Below are 15008 nucleotides of genomic sequence, written 5' to 3' on the forward strand. Positions count from 1 at the left end.
ATGTCGGAAGCTGGGAACCCTTACTCCGCGGCCTCGGCCCAGTAGGCGCGGCGGCGGACCAGGTCGTTCTGAGCTTCGCGGGAGTCGATCCGGCGGCGGCGGGTGGGCCACGTCGCGATCAGGGTGATCAGCGCGGTCAGCACCACAATCCCGGCCACAGCGATGCCGGCTTCGATCCAGAACTGGTTCGGATACAGGCGGATCAGCGTGTCCGAGGCAGCGAAGGTCCACGTTCCGTCCGCGAAGAACAGCGAGTGGAAGCCGGCGAAGAATGCCTGCCAGCCCACCACGGCGAGCACGGCCAGAGCGATCATCAGCACCAGCAGCCACAGCGAGCCGGCGAACAGCGCCCGCCGGATACCGCCCTTGGCGTTGCGCGCCAGCGAGACCATGAACAGCACACACAGCACCGCCAGGACCAACCCCACAGCCATGGTCACCAGCATGACGACCTTCACGTCGGTCATGTGAGAGACCTCAGACTCGGTGAACAGCGGACCACCCGCCGCCTGCAGATCACCCAGGTACCGCGAGGGCGCGGCGTTGAACAGATAGTCCATCCCATAGGAGCCGTAGGTCACCCGGTCCTGCGTGGAGAACCCGTACGAATCTGCCGGGAAGCCGGGGCGGTGGTACTCCAGCCACAGGAACACCGGCGAGGCCACCAGTCGCACCGCGCCGATCAGCAGCACGATCGGCGCGAAGATCGCCAGCAGCACCTGTAGCACCCGCGGACCCGCGGGGGTGCCTTCCAGGGCCTCGTCCCGAGCGGCGGCGCGGGCCTCAGCATCGCGGAATTCCCGACGACGGTCCTCACGGCCCCAGCCCGCCGCGGCGGTCCCAGCGCCGGCAGCGGTGGCACCGGCCAGTCCTGCGCTCGCCCCGACGGGGGTGGGCTCATCGGACGGCTGCGCCTCCGGCGCGACGGCATACCCGGACACGGCCGTCACCGGTTCGCGGTCCTGTCCACGACGGTCAACGTCGTCGGACTCATCCTGCAGAAACCTTGGGGTCTCCTGCTCCGCGTTCCGCTCGTCGCCGGCCACCATGGCGTCCAGTTCGGAGCGGTCCAGTGCCGTGGTGGAATGGGTGCCCGCATCCGGGCGGTAGATGGTCTCGGTGGGGTTCTCCCCCACCGCGTCCGTCCCGTGCTCGGCGCCGTCATCCTCGACGTAGGCGCCGTAGTCCAATCCGGACTCGAACTCGTTGGAGCCAGCCATCGAATCGTGGGATCCGTGCTCCTCGGGGGTGTTCCGTGCCATGGTCCTGCCTCTGTACGAAGGGGGAAGTCGTCGCTGTCGACCCTACTGCCGGGGCACGTCGGATTCACGGTGCCCCACCGTTCAGGTGCCTAGGCAGCGATACGGGTGGCGCCGGCGTCGTGGGATTCCAGGTCTCCAGTGGCGCCAGCCTGGACCGCGCGGCGGCCCAGGATCAGGGTGTAGGCCCAGTACCCGGCAAGCACCAGCAGGCCGATGCCCAACCGGACCGGGTGGGGCAGGTTCGAGGGGGTGACGAAGGCCTCCACCACACCGGAGACCGCCAACACCAGCACCAGTCCCCCGGCCACCGTGATCAGTGCGCGGCCCTCGGCGGCCACCGCATCCAGGCGAGGTCGGCGGCCCGGTGCGACCCAGGCCCAGAAGATCCGCAGCCCGGCGGCTCCGGCGATGAAGATGGCTGTGAGCTCCATGAAGCCGTGCGGGAGAATGTAGAGGAAGAAGGTATCCAGCTCGCCCTGGGAGGCCATCACTCCCCCGGCGATCCCCACGCCCTGCGCGTTGGCGAACAGCACATACGGCACGAAGATGCCCGTGATGCCGAATGCCACCTCCTGCGCCGCGATCCAGGCGTTGTTGGTCCACACCTGTCCCGCGAACGAGGCGGCGGGGTTCTCTGAGTAGTAGCCCGTGAAGCGCTCCTCCACGTACTCGCGGATCTCCGCCTCACTGCCCAGCGACGCCAGCACGCCCGGCTGTCCCACCACCCAGTAGCCGAACGCGGTGCCCACCAGGCAGAAGAGCACCCCCAGGATCACCGTCAGCCACCGGATCCGGTAGAACGCCGCCGGGAGCTGCTCCAGGAAGAACCGGGACAGGGCGGCCGAGGGATTGACCGGCGCCCCCGTGATCCGGGTGCGGGCGCGGGCGATCGTCATGGACAGAGCGGCCGACGTGGGGCCGTCCGGATCGTGGACCTGCACCACGGACAGGTGCACGGAGGCGATCCCGTAGAGCTCGAGCAGCTCATCGGCCTCGTCCGCCTGGAGTCGGCGGCGCCGGCTCAGGGCATCCAGACGCTCCCACAGGGGGCGGTGCACGGCGGCATAGGCATCCAGGTCCACGCCCTCAGCGTAGTGGGTCCGGTCCGACCCCTAGGATGACTGGCATGAGCGTCCACAGCATGGTCACCGGCGAAGCGGTGGTGCTGAACCTGCGGCCGGCGCCGGTGGTGATGCGCGCGGCAGCCGCCCTGATCGACGCCATCGTCCTGGTGATCGCCCTGTTCGTGCTGCTGCTCTACCTAGTGGGTCCTGCCCTGGACCGGATGGATCCTGCGGCAGCGCAGGCCACGCTGCTGACCTCCGTCATCGCCGTGGTGGTGGGCGCACCACTGCTCTGGGAGACGTTCAGCCACGGCCGCTCGCTGGGCAAGCTGGCCCTCGGGCTCCAGGTGATGAGGGACGACGGCGGCGCGATCCAGTTCCGTCACGCCGCCCTGCGCGCCCTCACCGGGTTCCTGGAGCTGTGGATGACCGCCAGCGCACTCGCCCTGCTGGTGAGCATGTTCAACGCCCGGGGCAAGCGCCTGGGAGACATGGCCGCCGGCACCACGGTGCTGCTGGTCCGCCAGAGCCGGCGCCGTCCCGAGCTGCCGCCCCTGCCCGAACGACTCGGCCCGTGGTCTCAGGTCGCCGACCTCGGCCGACTGCCGGATGACCTGGCCCTGGCCGTCACCCGCTTCCTGCGTCAGGCACCCCAGATGACCCCAGCGCACCGGGAGATGACAGCGCAGCGTCTGGTGGCCGCCGTCGGGCCCTATGTCACGCCCGGCCCGCCGCCGGGGATCCACCCCGAGGAGTTCCTGGTGGGGGTGATCGCCGAACGGCGGGACCGGGACCATCAGATCCTCACAGCCCGGCGCGCACGATCCGACCGGGCGGCCGAACGGATCCGCGCGCTGCAGCTCTAGAGATCAGTACCGGTAGTGGTCCGGCTTGTACGGCCCGGCCACGTCCACACCCAGGTACTCGGCCTGCTCCTTGGACAGCTCGGTCAGCCGCACGCCCAGGGCGTCCAGGTGCAGCCGCGCGACCTTCTCATCCAGAACCTTGGGCAGCGTGTAGACCTGCTTCTCATAGGCCTGGCCGGTCAGCGCACCGGCGCCCTGCTCCCCGTCCTGCCCGCGCACGCCGAACAGCTCGATCTGGGCCATCACCTGGTTGGTGAAGGAGGCGCTCATCACGAAGGACGGGTGCCCGGTGGCGTTGCCCAGGTTCAGCAGACGGCCCTCGGAGAGCACGATGATCGACCGCTCGGACTCCTGCCCGGAATCGAACACCCACTCGTGCACCTGCGGCTTGATCTCCACCTTCTGCACGCCCGGGATCCGGCCCAGGCCGGCCATGTCGATCTCGTTGTCGAAGTGGCCCACATTGCCCACGATGGCCTTGTCCTTCATGGCGACCATGTCCTGGGCCATGATGATGTCCTTGCCACCGGTGGTGGTGATGAAGATGTCACCGACCGAGAGCACGTCCTGCAGCTCGGCCACCTGGTAGCCGTCCATGGCGGCCTGCAGCGCGCAGATCGGGTCGATCTCGGTCACGATCACCCGGGCGCCCTGGCCGCGCAGCGCCTCAGCGGCACCCTTGCCCACGTCCCCGTAGCCGCACACCACCGCGACCTTGCCGCCGATCAGCACGTCCGTGGCGCGCATGATGCCGTCCGGCAGGGAGTGGCGGATGCCGTACTTGTTGTCGAACTTGGACTTGGTGACGGCATCGTTGACGTTGACCGCCGGAAAGAGCAGCTGCCCGGCCTCGGCCAGCTGGTAGAGACGGTGCACACCCGTGGTGGTCTCCTCCGAGACGCCCTGGATGGACTCGGCGATCCGGGTGAAGTGCTGCGGACGCTCGGCCAGGGAGCGGCGCAGGGTGTCCAGGATGATCCGGTACTCCTCCGGGTCCTCCTCCGTGGCCGAGGGCACGGCGCCGGCCGCCTCGAACTCCACGCCCTTGTGCACCAGCAGGGTCGCATCCCCGCCGTCGTCCAGGATCATGGTGGGAGCGGTCTCCGGACCCCAGTCCAGGATCTGCGAGGCCGTCCACCAGTAGTCCGGCAGGGTCTCGTTCTTCCACGCGAACACGGGCACGCCGGCCGGGTTCTCCGGGGTTCCCTCTCCCACGACGACGGCCGCCGCGGCTTCGTCCTGCGTGGAGAAGATGTTGCAGGAAGCCCAGCGGACCTCGGCACCCAGGGCGGTCAGGGTCTCAATCAGCACCGCCGTCTGGACGGTCATGTGCAGCGACCCGGCGATGCGCGCGCCCTTCAGCGGCTGGGAGGCTCCGTACTCCTCCCGCAGGGACATCAGCCCGGGCATCTCGTGCTCGGCCAGGCGGATCTGATGGCGTCCGGCCTCGGCCAGGGACAGGTCCTTCACCGCGAAGTCGAAGGCGGCCCCGGGGACGGTCACCCGGTTGGCGTAGGCCGGGTCCGTGGCGGGGGTGGTCTGCTGGTTCTGCTGCGCAGCGGGCGTGGCGGTGTCAGGGGTTCCTGCGGGGTTCTGGGTCATCCCCCCAGCGTAGTCGTCAAGCCCCTGTCGGCTCACGCCGGGCTACGCCTCGGGACGTGAGTCCGGTCCTCCGCCGCCTGATCCCAGTCGCCTGCGCCCGCGTCCTGCACAGGTGACCGGTTGGATGTTCTTCTCCCCGTTTCCGTGATGTGGTCCTTATCGTGTCCGTGCCGCGTGGTCGAATATATGTACGAGGACGGCGGGGTTCTTGGGAGATCAGCAGTGAGTCACCGGGGAGGAGGTGGATCGGATGGCAGTCACGGTGGACGAGGCCAACGCGGGCGAGGCTAACGCGGCCGAGGCTAACGCGGCCGAGTCGGGAGCAGTACGATCTGCCGGCCCGGGGCTGGTCGCGGTCCAGCCTGCGGCTCCAGTGTCAGGCGCCTCGGCTGTGTCGGTGGATACCTCGGGGCTGGGGTTGGGTGAGCTGATCGAGCTGGCACAGACGGTGGCTCAAGACCTGGCTGGCCGGTTGTGCGCTGCAGAGCTGACCGAGCAGCTGGCCCCGGTGACTGAAGTCTCCTCCACGGGTTCAGCCTCCCTCGCCGAGGGCTCGGCCTGCGGGGTTTCCGTCAGCGCTCTCGCCGGAACAGCCCTGAGCACTGCCGGTGGCCCCACCGCGGGTCTGGCATCGGGACCCTGGCCCGTGACGTTGGCCCAGGTCCAGTCCGGGGTGGGGCGTCTGGCCCGGGTGGTGGAGCTGGCTCAGACCGCGGTGGCCGGGGTGACCGACCGGGTGCTGCAGGACCCGAAGGCTCGGCACCGTCTGCTGGGACTGCCGCAGGGCAAGACTGCGTTCCGCAATGCCGCCGAGTTCCTGGAGAAGACCCAACAGACCCCCCGGCGGGAGACCCACCAGCGCGTGGACCGAGCCGCCCACCACTTGACCCCACCCACCGACCAGACCCCAGACGGCACTGCTGTCCCGGCCTCACTGCCACAGGTAACCGGAGCACTGCGTGATACGTCCTTGGACCCGGCCGTGGTGGATGCGATCACCCGGACACTGACCTCCGCGCGTGCTGCTGCGGTGCGGGCCGGAGCAGACCGGGCCCTGGTGGATCGGCTGATCACCCAGGGCCAGGCCCGGCTGATGGGCCAGGCCCGGGGTGCTGCCCCGTCGGCGGTGAGCCGGGCCTGTGCCCGGTGGCGGACCGAGTTCGACCAGCTCATCACCGAATCCGGTGCCCGAGCCACCCAAGCGGTGGTGCATCAGGGCCGGTCGGCGAAGTACGTGCGCGAAGAGAACGGACTGTTCCTCTGGCAGCTCTGGCTCACCCAGGCCCAACACGAGATCATCCAGACCGTCACCAGCGCTGGCACCAACCCCCGCGCCCCCAAGAACCGGCAGCGCGATCACGGAACCGGGGCCCGGGAACTCGATCCGATGGTTCCTGCCCCGAATCAGAGGACAGCCAGGGCCTGTTCGACCTCACCGCCCCCACCGGTGCAGCTGATCAAGCAGGGCAGGGCGCAGAGGGTGAAGACGACCCAGTTGGTGCCGGGTTCTTCTACCCGGGGATGCTGCGGGCCGAGGAGCGTCAGCGTCAGCAGGTCGATGCGATCATCGCCGCCCTGGGCGCGGCCCTGCAGATGACCGAGGCCGGCGCGCTCTCCAACACCGGCGGAGCCCGACCCCAGGTGATGGTCCACATCGACTACCAGACCCTCACCGGAGAACTGGCCGCCCACCCGAATCTGCCCCCACCCCCACCGATACCGGAGCACCTGGCTGATCAACACCCACCCGGGGTGCTGCGCGGACCGGTCGTCTCGGCCGGGACGTTCACCGGGCCGATCGACCCCCGGGTCATCCGAGCCTGGGCCTGTGATGCAGACCTGATACCCGTCGTGCTGGGAGGTGCCGGTGAAGTGTTGGACATCGGACGAGCCCAGAGACCCTTCCCGCCCGGGATCCGCAAGGCCATCATCGCCCGTGACCACGGCTGCGCCGCCCCCGGCTGTTGGAGCCCAGCGGCCTGGTGCCAGATCCACCACATCCGATTCTGGAAGAAACACGAAGGGCCCACCTCCGTGGAGAACGGGGTCCTGCTGTGCTCCCACCACCACCAAGCCCTGCACCACGACCAACTCACCGTCCAGATGACAGACGGCATCCCCCGCGTCCAGGACACCAGCGCGTCACAGCAGACCCAGGAACACCAACCCGTCCCCGCACGCAACCTGCACTGGCACGACCAATGAACCAGGGGACAACTGCGCCAAGAGAAGGGGAAAGATCTACTTCGCCTCGGGGTCCTTCAGCAGGCGCAGCGGGGGGCGGCCGGGGCGGGCGGGACCGTCCACACCCAGCGGTTCGGGGCGCTCACTTCGAGCGGTGGAGCCGCCCTGAGCTCCGGAGGTCCGCTCTGGTGTGGCCGGCGCATCGTCCTGGGGGCTGCGCACGGAGCGATCCACCGAGCTGCCACGCGACTCGGTGCGCTCGGGCTGCCGCTGGTCCGCCTCCGGCGCGCGGAACTGCCCGTGGGTGCGGGACTGCAGCGGTGCCTGCACGGCATGGGCCACCGCCAGCAGGTCATCGGGCTCAGCGGGCCGGTACTCCCCCGGCGGCAGCTCCAGACGCAGCAGCTCCCAGCCCTTGGGGGCGGTCATCGACTGCGCATGGCGGCGGCACAGATCGTAGGTGTGCGGCTCGGCCAGGCGAGACAGGGGCCCCAGCACCACCGTGGAATCGGCATAGTTGTACGTCAGAGTGGCCACGGCAGAGCCCTGGCAGCTGGTCTTGGAGCACGTACGGTTCGATCCCACGGCAGACCACCCTACCCCCGCCGCTCCGATTGCCCCAGGTGCACACACCGCCCAGCCCGAGGTCTAGCATCGGGGCATGGACTCTCAGGATCGGATGCCGTCTGCGGCGCGCAGCCGCCCGGTCCGTCGCCGCCGCCGAGACCGACATGGACGGGGACTGCGCGGACCGCTGCTGCCGCCCGCCGCCCCCGCGCGGCGCACCCCCGGCGAACGGTTCGAGGACCTGGTGGCCGATGCCGTGGAACGCCTGGCGCCCCGGGTGGGCCCAGCTGTGGAGCAGACCAGATTCCGCACCGCCATGATCCCCGACCGTCTCGATCAGCGGATCAGCGCTCTGCAGACCTGGGGATCCGGCGCCGTGGACGATCCCCTGGGCGACTCGACCCGGGACCCGGACGGCACACCCGTGATCACCCTGTACCGCAGACCCCTGGAGGCACGCGCCGGCGGAGCCGGGACCTCACCGGACCACGGGCTGCTCGCCGAACTGGTCTATGCCACCCTGGTGGAGCAGTGGGCCGCCCTGACCGGAGTGGACCCGGCCTCCATCGACCCGGACCAGCAGGACTGAGCCCCGCGCCGTCCGAACAGTCACGGACGCACGCGCACCGGGATGCCTGCAGCCTGCTCCGGCTCAGCCCCGACCGGGACGGCCGAGATCCCCTGCGCAGAGCGCTGGGTGAGGCCAGCGTGGACCGAGCCGGCCGTCGTCGTGATGACCAGACCGGCCACCCGCTGACCGTCTTCGGCCAGCTCCCGCACGTCCAGGCGGACCTGACGCCCGGCGGCGACCTCCTGCTCGTGAGGCTGCCCCACCGAGCCGTCAGCATGCACCGCGGTCAGCTCCACCGCACCACCGTCCGGAGCGGCCAGCACCAGGTGACTGCGTGCGTGCGAGGGCAGGGCGACCATCTGCTCCAGCCCCAGCGGGGCCGCGGCGGGCATGGTCGCCCGGTCCACGGGCTGGGCGTCGCCGCCCTCAGGCAGCTCGGCCTCCATGGTGTCCAGACCGCGGGCAGAGGCCACCACCGGGCCATCGGCGGAGACCGTGACGGTGTACTCGCCGCGGGGCACCCCTGCCAGCGGCACCCGCACCGCAGAACCCGGAGCGAGGTCCACCTCCGCCGTCTCGGGCAGGTCCACCTCGCCGTCCGGACCGATCACACTCACCTCGGCCCGGGTGGGCCCGGAGGTCACCGGTGCGGCGATCAGCAGCGAGGGACCCGCAGCCGGATCGGAAAGCTCCTCCAGCACGGTGGCACTGGGGATCCTCACCCCGGGGACCACGGCTGTGGCGGACGGCTCCGCGCCCGGCTGGATCAGCTCCACTCCCGCAGGGGTGACCCCGTCGAGCCGGTGCTGCTGGATGCCGGCCGTCACCGCTCCGCCCGAGGCCATCACCCGCACGGCCACATGCTCCTGATCCGGCGCCAACCCCGCCAGGACCACCGAGGTGCTCTCCCCCGGCGCCAGCACGATCCCCCGCGCCCCCGGAGCCTCCACCGGCCCGTCCGCACCCAGCAGGTCCAGATCCACGGTGGAGGCCGTGGTGGACGGGTTGACCAGGGTCAGCACCGAGGTGGTGCCCAGCGTGGTGCTGGCCCCCGTCAACCAGTGACGGTGCGCGGGCGCCTGACAGTCGGCCGCCGCCAGTCCCGCCAGGTCCCCGTCCTGCGCGGTGTACCCGGTCACCGCGGACGCCAACGCCGCCTGACCGCCCAGCGGCTCCACGGTGGTGAGCTGGCCGGCCGCCAAGTCCCTTCCGCCCGGCACCGAGTGCACCGAGGCCTGCTGGACCGGCACGCCGTCCTGCCCTGCCGTGGCCGGGGCACCCTGTTGGAGGTCCACGGGCTGGGCCGGGGTGAGCCGTTCACCCTCAGATCCCGGCTCCGCACCGACCGGAGAGACCACGGCGCCAGGGACACGACCGGCCAGATCCGAGAGCAGCAGGACACGGGAGGTCCACTCCGCACTCGTGGAGACGGGGCTGAACTCGGTGTCCGTGCCCGCGGCGGCTCCCTCCGGCAGACGCGGCGCCGGCGGACAGACCATACTCGCCGCAGAGGCGGTCAGACGGGCAGGGTGGGCGGCGCCATCCACCTCCGGCATCACGGCAGGAGAGATGCTCCCGACGACGGCCACACCGCCCACCAGCACCATGGCGCCGGCGCCTGCGGCCGCGGCCAGGGCACGGCCGCGCCAGCGGCGCGACCGGCGGTGCGCCTTCAGGACGGCCTCCCGACGCTGGGCGCGCTCGGCGGCGGCCTCTGCGGCGTCCACCGCCTCCTCCGGCGCCGTCCGCTCGGACCCTCCAGGATGTTCCGGGGTGCTGCTCATCGGACCTCCTCCGCATCCTGGTCATGATCGGGATCGACGGTGCCCACCGCGGCATCTGGCTCCACGCCGGGCCCGCTGCCCTGCACAGAGGCGCGGGAGGTGAGCGGGGCACGCCCCCTGCGGGCCGGCGTCGGGATGGCCAACAAGGCGGCGAAGCCCACCAGCAGCGCCGCCACCCACCAGAGCCAGGCCGGGACACCGGACTCGTACCAGACGGTCAGCTCGCCGCCGGTGGCGGGCAGCTCGAACCGCTGCGCCCACGCCGACGCGGACGTCCCCTCACCCGTGGCCGGGAGAGCGGTGAGCGGACGGCCGTCCAGGGTGGCCCGCCAGCCCGGATCGGCGCGCTCGGCCAGGACCACGGATCGGGGGGCATCAGCGGCCGGCACCGTGCTCTGCACGCGCCCCTCCGCCTGCGCGAGCAGCAGCTGGACCTGGCCCTCAGCGTCCTCCACGCGCGCCCGGGAGGTGAAGAAGCCCTGACGGTCCTCGACCCCCAGCACTCCCGCCGCCTCCGGTCCGCCGTCCTGGGCCGGGGTGGCCCGCCAGAGCCAGCCGGAGTCAGTCAGGCCCACACTCGAGAGCCCGGGGACGGCGTCGATGGCGGCCGCCGTGGACGCCTCTCCCCCCTCAGGGTCGCGCAGGACCACGAAGGCCGCCCCGAAGGACTCCAGGGCCGGACGCGGATCCTCGGCGCTGCCGGAGGTCAGCTGGACGGCCAGGCTGCGCAGGGCCTCGTCGGCCGGGTCGGGCCGAGCCTGCCGGGGTGCGGTGAGGGGGCCTGTGAGCGTGCGTGTGGTGACGGCACCGGAGAGGTGGTCCAGGGTGGTGCCCGATCCGCTCACCAGACCCACCGCCAGCCCCTCCTCGGTCCGCTCGAGCACCAGGGTGCGGGTGGACAGACGGCTCAGCCCCTGGTCAGCGGCCGTGGCAGGAACGGTCCGCTGCCGCTCCCCGCGCACCACCGTGCTGAAACCGACGTCCTCGTGGGTGCCCTGTGCGACCCCGGCCGCAGGAGCCGTGCCGGCCAGGCGGGGGCTCAGCCACAGGGTGGAGGTCAGGGCCACCGAGACCACGGCCAGACCGGCCAGCACCCCGACGACGGCCCTGGCCAGGGTGCCCGCCTCACGCAGGGTATGCACGCCGGCCTGGGCGGCCAGGAGCAGTCCGAGCAGCACCACCGAGGTGAACACGGCGATGCCGACGGTGACGGTCTGCCCGGCGGCGTCCAGGGACGTCACCAGCAGGGGGGCCGACCAGGCGCCCAGCAGCCCCAGCACGGTGATCACGGCACCGGTGCGGGCCACCCGCCCGGGCCGGCCCGGCGAGAAGAGACCGAGGCCGGCGAGCAGCAGCACGGGCACCCCGATCACCAGCGCGGCGATCAGCGTCCACGGCAGGTTCGGGTCCAGCCCCCCGGCCCAGGGCAGTGCGGCCAGGTCGGCTTCCGGGGTGAGTGCCAGGGGGAAGCCGAGCAGCTGCTGCCAGACGGGAGCGGGGTCGGCGGCCAACGGGACACCTGGATCAGCGAGCAGCGCCCGCGGAGTGGAGTGGTGCACCCACAGGGCCGGCAGCCACAGGGCCAGAGTGGGCAGCGGTGTCCACCACAGGGTCCGGCCCCGGCTGCGGGTGATCATGGCCACCAGGAGGAGGCCGGCCAGCAGGACGGGCAGCAGCACGGGTGCCGCGGCGGTCAGGACGGCCAGCAGCAGGGCCGTCCATCCGGATGCGGTCCAGGAGATCACGCCGCGGCGGCCCGGCCGTGGCCTGCGATCCACCGGTGTGCCCTCCGGGTCCAGACGATGCTGGGCGGCCGCCCCCACTGCGCGCAGCACGGCCACGCCCAGCCATGGAAGCAGCACGTGGACCAGCACCGCACCGATCCGTCCCTGCCCGGTGGCCACCAGCAGGGCCGGGGAGCACCCCCACAGCAGGGCCATCAGCAGGCGACCGCCTCGGCTGCGTGCCACGCTGCCGGCCAGCGCCCACGCGCCGGCGGCCGCCAGCGGCATGGCCATCAGGATCAGCCAGAGCAGCACCGCCGAACCGTGTCCGGTGGATCCCGCCACCGCCATGAGCAGTCCGAACGGGCCGGCCTGTCCGGGGCCGCCCAGTCCGGCGGTGGACCAGCCGTTCACCGCGTGGTGCCACAGCACGGATGCCTGCTCGCTCAGCGGCAGCAGGGCGCCTCCGGTGGCGGTCTCAGCACCGAGCAGCCCCCACCAGCCCACCAGCGAGAGCCCCCCGAGCAGCACCAGCGCAACCACCAGGCCCAGGCCCACCCAGTTGCGCTCCGGTGTGGCCAGCGCGGTGAAGTCGTCGTGGTCCCCGGTCGGCTGGTGCTCATCAGTGGTGCTGCCGGTGCCGTCGCCGATCACCTCCTCGGGACTGTCCAGGTCCAGCAGTCCCCGCCGATGCGCGCGCACCTCGCGGCGGGTGGCCTTCAGGGGACCCACCACGGACCGGGAGACGGTCCGGGAGGCGCGTGCCCGTCGTCGGGACCTGGCCAGGGCCAGAGGCCGGAGCAGCGTGCGCAGGGTGCCGGTCAGCCGGGCCGTCCCCACCTCCGGCTCCTTGGCCAGCAGGGATCCCAGGAAGGCGCCGACCGCGGTGATCAGGCTCCACAGCCAGAGGACCGGGACAGCCAGGGCGGGGGCGTGCTTGAGCCGCAGCCACACGGCGGCCTCGCGCAGCTCCGCCTCTGCCCGGCGCCGGGTTCGCGACTCATCCGGGTCGGTGTCCGCCGGCTGCTGGTGGATCCGCGCACCGGGGACCACCACCACGCGGTGCCCGGCCAGACGGCTGCGCCAGCACAGGTCGGTGGCGGCCGCGCGCTCGGGCGTGTGCGGGTCCAGGCCGTCCAGCATGGCCCACACGTCCTGGCGCACGAGCATGCCCGGGAGCGGGACGGCCAGGACGTCGCTGCGGGCATCATGCTGTCCCTGGTCCAGCTCACCGGGCTCCAGCAGGGTGATCGGCTGGGCCGAGGCAGTGACCGTGGTGCCCACCGAGACCAGGTGCCGCGGGTGCTCGGCGTCCACCACCGTGCAGCCGGCCACGGTCACGGACGGGGAGGTCTCCACCGTGCGCAGCAACTGGTCCAGGGCGGAGGGATCCGCGTGGCTGTCACTGCGCAGCAGCCAGATCCACTGCTGATCCGCCGGTGCACCGTCCGCGCGGTCTGCGAGCGCGCGGGTCAGGTCTGCGGTCAGCGGTTCCTGCGTCTCGGTCAGCTCCAGCGGGATGGAGGCGTCCCGGGCCAGGGTGCGCAGCTGCTCCTTCAGCTCACCGGTGAGGGACCCGGGGCGGGCATGCACCACCACGCGCCGCGGTGGGGACGTCTGCAGCACAGCGGAGCGGACGGCGTGGGCCGTCCGCTCCGGGAACTCGTCCACGACCACCAGGACCGTGACGTGCTGTTCGTGCTGGGTGTCGATCAGCTCGACCGCTTCCGCAGCCGGCGCCTCTCCCGCTCGGAGAGGCCGCCCCAGATGCCGAACCGTTCATCGTTGGAGAGGGCGTACTCCAGGCACTCGCTGCGCACGGTGCAGGAGGCACAGACCTTCTTGGCGTCACGGGTGGAGCCGCCCTTCTCCGGGAAGAAGGCCTCTGGGTCGGTCTGGGCGCACAGGGCGTCCACCTGCCAGGCCAGCTCGCCTTCGACCTCCAGGGGATCGGCCAGACCGGGCAGTCCCAGCCAGACGCCGCTCTGGGAGTCGGAGCCGCGGCGCTCACGGTCGGTGCGCGGGGTCTCCGTGCCCGGATGCAGGGCGGTGACAGTGGCCTCGGCCTGTTCGTCGGAGTCGGTGTCCTCGTGGGCGGTCAGGAAGGCGGCGGCCAGGTCATCCAGGGATCCGGTCTCCTGGAGCCGGCGCGAGGCATCCGGATCCGCCGGGTCAACGAACCAGTCAGCTGGTACGCCTCGACGTGGAGGTGCTGCGTCGGCAACGTGTCCGTGCCGGAGGTCCTCCAGCCGTTGTGCGTTGTCCATGTTCTGGGTCCTTCCCCATGCTGCGTTGCGTCCCGGATCCGGATCTCGGGGTACCGGGTACGGCGGGATTGCCGGGCGCATCCTGCAGCCGACGCCGTCCCCGCCGCCTGCGATGCCTTCTCATGGCGCGGCGGAGGGCAGTTGCGTCGGTGGGTCGGACGAGGGGAAGCGCCTGGGTCACCGAGACCGTTCTCTGCCACTAATTACATGGGTGTAAGTACCCTTTCGTCAAGTGCGGCGGGGGTTCTGCAGACCTGTGCTCGGGCCGAACTGAGCACGACACGCCGAGTCGTCCGCTCCGCAGATTCGGCGTGTTGCCGACGGTCCCTGATGTGACAGTCTGGACCCATGGTCTGCCTCGGTTCGCTCAGCTTCTCCGGCCCCGATCCCCGCCCTCTGATCGACCGCCTCGAGGCCTCGCCGCGACCGGCGGTGGTGCAGTATCCGGGTGCCGCCGACGCCGAGGGACGGATCGAGCTCTCCGGCCGCGTGCTGGTGAACTGGGCCGCCAAGACCGCGAATCTGTTGGACGTGGAAGGGCTGAGCAGCGGCTCCCGGATGGCGGTGGACCTGCCCGCCGCGTGGAAGTCACTGGCCGTGTCCTTGGGGGCGCTGTGGTCCGGCGCCGAGCTGACCCTGATCCGCTCCGTTCCGGACTCCCCGGACGCCGTGCCCACCGATGCCGTCCTCACCGACCGGCCCGAGCAGTGGGTCGATCATCCCGGGGTGCTGATCGCCGTCTCGTCCGGCGCCACGGACACCGAGTTCAGCGGCGATCTGCCTGCCCACGCCGTGGACCTCTCCGCCGAGGTGCGCCAGCAGGCCGACCAGTTCCTGCTCCCGGCACCGGACCTCTCCCCGGCCACGCTTCCAGCGCTGGCCCAGGATGAGCGTCCCGACGACGGCTCCGTCACCTCGGCCAGTGCATGGATCGTCGAGCAGTCCCGCGGGACGGCTGTCGCGGCGGGTGGACGACGGCTCGACGCCGCCCTGCTGCTGACCGCCATCACCGCCTGGGACACCCTGCGCCCGGTGGTCCTGGTCCCCGCGGAGTCACTGTCCGAGCTGGACGAGACCAGCACCCAGGCCCTCACCGACGAAGGCCTCACCGCCTGAC

General features: G+C 71.5%; 12 protein-coding genes. 5 read left to right on the forward strand and 7 right to left on the reverse strand.

The window, feature by feature from the left end; translation table 11 throughout:
- Positions 1 to 20: 20 nt before the first annotated feature.
- Both BM355_RS10270 and BM355_RS10275 read right to left on the reverse strand, forming a co-directional pair.
- A complete protein-coding gene (locus BM355_RS10270) occupies positions 21 to 1262 on the reverse strand; it encodes a TIGR01906 family membrane protein (protein WP_245760738.1) in 1242 nt (413 codons plus the stop codon).
- Between the two features lie 89 nt (positions 1263 to 1351).
- The gene (locus BM355_RS10275; protein ID WP_177227920.1) at positions 1352 to 2344 is read right to left on the reverse strand and encodes a stage II sporulation protein M; all 993 of its coding nucleotides are present in this window, start codon (positions 2342 to 2344) and stop codon (positions 1352 to 1354) included.
- Positions 2345 to 2388: 44 nt separating this feature from the next.
- Between BM355_RS10275 and BM355_RS10280 the strand changes: the two genes are divergently transcribed.
- A complete protein-coding gene (locus BM355_RS10280) occupies positions 2389 to 3192 on the forward strand; it encodes an RDD family protein (protein WP_177227921.1) in 804 nt (267 codons plus the stop codon).
- Positions 3193 to 3195: 3 nt separating this feature from the next.
- On the opposite strand, the gene ahcY is transcribed toward BM355_RS10280, so the two are convergent.
- On the reverse strand, positions 3196 to 4794 hold the full coding sequence (gene ahcY / locus BM355_RS10285; RefSeq protein ID WP_091698096.1) for an adenosylhomocysteinase: 1599 nt from the start codon (positions 4792 to 4794) through the stop codon (positions 3196 to 3198).
- 397 nt (positions 4795 to 5191) lie between these two features.
- Between ahcY and BM355_RS10290 the strand changes: the two genes are divergently transcribed.
- Together BM355_RS10290 and BM355_RS10295 are read left to right on the forward strand one after the other, a co-directional pair.
- Positions 5192 to 6391 carry a hypothetical protein gene (locus BM355_RS10290; protein ID WP_143109479.1) on the forward strand — a complete coding sequence of 400 codons (1200 nt, stop codon included), beginning with the start codon at positions 5192 to 5194 and terminating at the stop codon, positions 6389 to 6391.
- Positions 6316 to 6999 (forward strand): HNH endonuclease signature motif containing protein, encoded by a 684-nt coding sequence (locus BM355_RS10295; protein ID WP_091698101.1) that lies wholly within the window; start codon positions 6316 to 6318, stop codon positions 6997 to 6999. Before BM355_RS10290 ends, BM355_RS10295 begins: the two co-directional genes overlap by 76 nt.
- 36 nt (positions 7000 to 7035) lie before the next feature.
- Here the strand turns inward: BM355_RS10295 and BM355_RS10300 are convergent, their stop codons facing one another.
- On the reverse strand, positions 7036 to 7515 hold the full coding sequence (locus BM355_RS10300; RefSeq protein WP_375544964.1) for a DUF3499 family protein: 480 nt from the start codon (positions 7513 to 7515) through the stop codon (positions 7036 to 7038).
- A gap of 124 nt (positions 7516 to 7639) precedes the next feature.
- On the opposite strand from BM355_RS10300, the gene BM355_RS10305 reads away from it, so the two are divergent.
- Positions 7640 to 8134 carry a metallopeptidase family protein gene (locus BM355_RS10305; protein ID WP_218154332.1) on the forward strand — a complete coding sequence of 165 codons (495 nt, stop codon included), beginning with the start codon at positions 7640 to 7642 and terminating at the stop codon, positions 8132 to 8134.
- Positions 8135 to 8154: 20 nt separating this feature from the next.
- Here BM355_RS10305 and BM355_RS14340 read toward each other — a convergent pair whose 3' ends face one another.
- Genes BM355_RS14340 through BM355_RS14670 form a run of 3 tightly spaced genes read right to left on the reverse strand, consistent with a single transcriptional unit; the run spans position 8155 to position 13891 of the window.
- Positions 8155 to 9900, reverse strand: coding sequence for a DUF5719 family protein (locus tag BM355_RS14340; RefSeq protein ID WP_091698109.1), 1746 nt, complete (start codon positions 9898 to 9900; stop codon positions 8155 to 8157).
- Positions 9897 to 13301, reverse strand: coding sequence for a glycosyltransferase (locus BM355_RS10315; protein ID WP_091698112.1), 3405 nt, complete (start codon positions 13299 to 13301; stop codon positions 9897 to 9899). The genes BM355_RS14340 and BM355_RS10315 overlap by 4 nt, the downstream gene beginning before the upstream one ends.
- A 35-nt stretch (positions 13302 to 13336) precedes the next feature.
- Positions 13337 to 13891 carry a WhiB family transcriptional regulator gene (locus BM355_RS14670; protein ID WP_091698114.1) on the reverse strand — a complete coding sequence of 185 codons (555 nt, stop codon included), beginning with the start codon at positions 13889 to 13891 and terminating at the stop codon, positions 13337 to 13339.
- A gap of 348 nt (positions 13892 to 14239) precedes the next feature.
- Between BM355_RS14670 and BM355_RS10325 the strand changes: the two genes are divergently transcribed.
- Entirely contained in the window at positions 14240 to 15007 is a 768-nt protein-coding gene (locus BM355_RS10325; RefSeq protein WP_091698116.1) for a TIGR03089 family protein, read from the forward strand.
- The last annotated feature ends 1 nt before the right edge of the window (position 15008 follow it).

The organism is Micrococcus terreus (genome assembly GCF_900116905.1).
Taxonomy (GTDB): Bacteria; Actinomycetota; Actinomycetes; order Actinomycetales; family Micrococcaceae; genus Citricoccus; species Citricoccus terreus.

Bases quoted from the DNA above. Each gene is read 5' to 3' on its own strand.
- BM355_RS10270 (WP_245760738.1), bottom strand. From the start codon at position 1,262: ATGGCACGGAACACCCCCGAGGAGCACGGATCCCACGATTCGATGGCT.
- BM355_RS10280 (WP_177227921.1), top strand. From the start codon at position 2,389: ATGAGCGTCCACAGCATGGTCACCGGCGAAGCGGTGGTGCTGAACCTG.
- ahcY (WP_091698096.1), bottom strand. From the start codon at position 4,794: ATGACCCAGAACCCCGCAGGAACCCCTGACACCGCCACGCCCGCTGCG.
- BM355_RS10295 (WP_091698101.1), top strand. From the start codon at position 6,316: ATGCTGCGGGCCGAGGAGCGTCAGCGTCAGCAGGTCGATGCGATCATC.
- BM355_RS10305 (WP_218154332.1), top strand. From the start codon at position 7,640: ATGGACTCTCAGGATCGGATGCCGTCTGCGGCGCGCAGCCGCCCGGTC.
- BM355_RS14340 (WP_091698109.1), bottom strand. From the start codon at position 9,900: ATGAGCAGCACCCCGGAACATCCTGGAGGGTCCGAGCGGACGGCGCCG.
- BM355_RS14670 (WP_091698114.1), bottom strand. From the start codon at position 13,891: ATGGACAACGCACAACGGCTGGAGGACCTCCGGCACGGACACGTTGCC.
- BM355_RS10325 (WP_091698116.1), top strand. From the start codon at position 14,240: ATGGTCTGCCTCGGTTCGCTCAGCTTCTCCGGCCCCGATCCCCGCCCT.